The 3,206-nt window shown below is 39.1% G+C and carries 3 protein-coding genes; 1 reads left to right on the top strand and 2 read right to left on the bottom strand.

What is annotated here, in order from left to right; genetic code table 11:
- The first annotated feature begins 100 nt into the window (after positions 1 to 100).
- Positions 101 to 991, top strand: a complete 891-nt coding sequence (locus QOX26_RS14215) for a recombinase zinc beta ribbon domain-containing protein (protein ID WP_442870240.1) — start codon at positions 101 to 103, stop codon at positions 989 to 991.
- A gap of 56 nt (positions 992 to 1,047) precedes the next feature.
- Here QOX26_RS14215 and QOX26_RS14220 read toward each other — a convergent pair whose 3' ends face one another.
- On the bottom strand, positions 1,048 to 2,361 hold the full coding sequence (locus tag QOX26_RS14220; protein WP_283675624.1) for a hypothetical protein: 1,314 nt from the start codon (positions 2,359 to 2,361) through the stop codon (positions 1,048 to 1,050).
- Positions 2,362 to 2,470: 109 nt separating this feature from the next.
- Positions 2,471 to 3,052: a YecA family protein gene (locus tag QOX26_RS14225; RefSeq protein ID WP_283675625.1), complete on the bottom strand. Its 582-nt coding sequence runs from the start codon at positions 3,050 to 3,052 to the stop codon at positions 2,471 to 2,473.
- Between the last annotated feature and the right edge of the window lie 154 nt (positions 3,053 to 3,206).

Raw genomic sequence — 3,206 nt, forward strand, 5'->3', positions numbered from 1 at the left:
GGCTGGCTTCATTTTACCAACTCCTCGGAGGTTGTGCAGTCTTGGCGAAAAACTGTGCACTTTATGTGTCGAAAAACTGTGCAGTTCTATTGGCTGAAAAGTGTGTACTTTATCTTACCATTTACAACTATGGAATGAAGCACATGAAAAACGAGAATTAACAGGCATTAAATCCCCGTCCAAAATTGGTCGGGACAGGGCACACTTATTAAGTGGTATTTTAAAATGCCCGAAATGCGGTGGCCCGATGTACACCAATAAACACGCTTGGACAAACAAGGACGGTACATATAAAGAGATTTACTATTATGTGTGCAGCAAGGCTCGCACCGCACGGGGAAAAAGCTGTGACTATAAAGCTATGCTCAAAAAAACCGACATTGAACCGCTTGTCATTGAGGCTATCAGAGAGCTGATTAAAAATCAGGATTTTGCGGCAGAAATCAAATCAAGAATCGGCAAGGAAATTGATACTTCCACTTTAAACAGAGAACTTAAAAACTATGAGAATAAACTTAGAGAAGTGGAACTCAATAAAACTCGTCTTGAAAATGAAATTGACAGTCTGCCGGAAGATACTCGTTTTAGAGAACGCAAGCTCCACGATATGACCCTTCGCCTTGATGGACTGTATGACACCATCGCAGAGCTTGAAGAAAAAATTGAAGATGTAAAGCTGCGCCGCAAAGCCGTGGAGCAAGATGCCATCACACTGGAAAACATCTACACCCTACTGGAAAACTTTGATAAGGTATATGATAAAATCAGCGAAGAAGAGAAAAAATCTCTGATTTCTTCGTTAATCAAAGAAATAGAGATTTTCCCATGTGACGAGGCTGAATTGCCTTTGAAGTCTATTTTATTCAATTTTCCTGTTTATAAAGATGGTGGAGATGTTTGTGGGTTTTTGTGGGATAAAAGTACGCACGTCTCCACATGTGTAGATGCTGTGAATCCGATTTTAGAAAGGCGCATTTTTTCCTTGGCGTAGGCAATAGAATAATTAATGCATACATAAAAAAATACAACCTTCGCGTATAAAAATGTTTAAATTAAATCCTCTGTATAAGTACCGCCAATTGTCTCCATGAAAATATTTCGGAATGGCACATCAAGTGATGCGCATACAAGGTCAGCCCACACCGTAGGTACGAGATTGCTGCCCCTGGCGCACCATATCTTGTAATGCATATTTCCGTATACTCCGATGGAAACACCGGTCAACTTTTCTGCATCGCGATATTTAGCTTCAAAGATTTCTCTGCCGTACTGGTTTACAGAAAAGTCTATATGCTCAAATGTCTCACTCGCCGGATAGTATGTCCCGTGAATATAATTAGTCATGATTACTTGCTCAGCGTCTACAAATATATCAGGATTCCAGAGTTGTTCGACATTCACATGGTAGAACTCTGCCCCAGTTTCATCAGCTCCGCGCTTGATGTAAACAAAGATTTTATGTAGCGTTTGAGGATCGAAATGTACTATAGTTTCTTTGCCGCTCTTCATCTGCTCAGTGATATTATCGAAGTTTAGTGTAATGCCACGCCATTTTTGAAAATCCACTGTAGCCGTGCTAACCATTCGTGAATAGGGTACTGCGAGATTTTCGTCGCACCGTGTAAGTATCTGCACAGGTGGCTTTATTCTCTGAATTATCTCAATAGTTTTAGGCACATCGGATACAGGACCCCCTATCGATGTATCAAGGAAAATATTGTAAAGATAGTATTTATCATTCACCCTGAACCCTTGCCGTTCAAATTCCGCATCTGTCACATCACTCAGGCCATATTTATCAATAGGCAATATCAGTTTTTCATAATTTACGATCTCATCTATATCATGAATCCTGTGAGCAAAGCTTTCCATAAGCGTGAAAATAAAGAGAAAAACAAGGCGTTCCTCATCAATATGGAAGTTGCCCAAATAGCTTATTTTCCCTTCGATGGCGTTAGAAGCAGCGACCATATGCTCCATCTTGTTGCGACCGGCATAAGTTATTATCTTACCGCAAGTGGCTATATACATCCGACTCCCATTATGAGGATTCCCTAGATCATCAGGGTCAATACTTAGACAATACCGCAATAATTCTTCAGCATCAACATCTGCAGCATTAATCATCACACGAAATTTATCAGCTGCATCCAACACAGGAGCCGGGATTTCGGCATTAGGTGTAAAAAACAGATATGTAGGTACCGAGTAATATTTTAGAAATGTATTAGGATATCTAATACTAAAAACACCGCCGTGGGGCGCTTTTTTCATTGACCGTAAGTAATAATTGATTTTCCAGAACTCTGGCGTTGTAGCAATACTCTGTATGAGACTCTTCAGTTTTTCTGACAATACCATTTTTCATCCCCTCCTTTCTGGAGTAGTATTTTTTCTAAATCAATATTAAGCACTATATTATTTGCATCTTCATAATACATAACTATTGTCCATGTGAACAATCACTTCTTTATGCTTTATACTGACCACAGCATTTTTTATACTTAATTCCAGATTGGCATGGACATGGATCATTACGACCAACCTTCTGATTCAATAACACCTCTATTTCATACATTCTTTTAAACATCGTGGTTGTTAATGTGTATGTATTACCATTGGACTCTGCAGCTATTTGGTCACGTTCATTAAAGAGAGAAATAAATTCTGCCACTAACGGGGATGAAGTCAATTCTTTTCGGATACTGGGTATTATATTACCTCCATACACCATCTGGGGTTCGATTAAAAACAAGATCGACTTTTCATCATTGATGTGAGGAGTAATGTCTATTAAATTACCATTTGGAGACTTCCACACAGCATGTGCTTCTGCTTCGATTAAAACGTTTGCTCTTTGCCAAATGCATCTACCGAATACGCTTTGACCACCATATTCTTTAACATATTCAGCGACGTTCGGAAAGCACTCATTAAAACGACTATTTGAACTTGCTTTTACTGGAACATATATAGGTTGATATTCAGATATAGATTGACACAGCTCCATAATCTGCTCTGTAATAATTTGTGGAGTAGCTATTTTACCCATTCGATAATCTCCTATCAACGTTTTAACTGTCCTGGTATAGTAAAGTTGTAACACCGCTCTCTAAAGTAGTATAGTAGAAGAAAGCAAAGGAGAGAGCCAATGGGACACTTTACCGAAGAGACAAAGAAGCGGGTAGTCCGATACCATATTCAAG

Source organism: Butyricicoccus sp. Marseille-Q5471, from assembly GCF_951230135.1.
Taxonomy (GTDB): domain Bacteria; phylum Bacillota; class Clostridia; order Oscillospirales; family Butyricicoccaceae; genus Agathobaculum.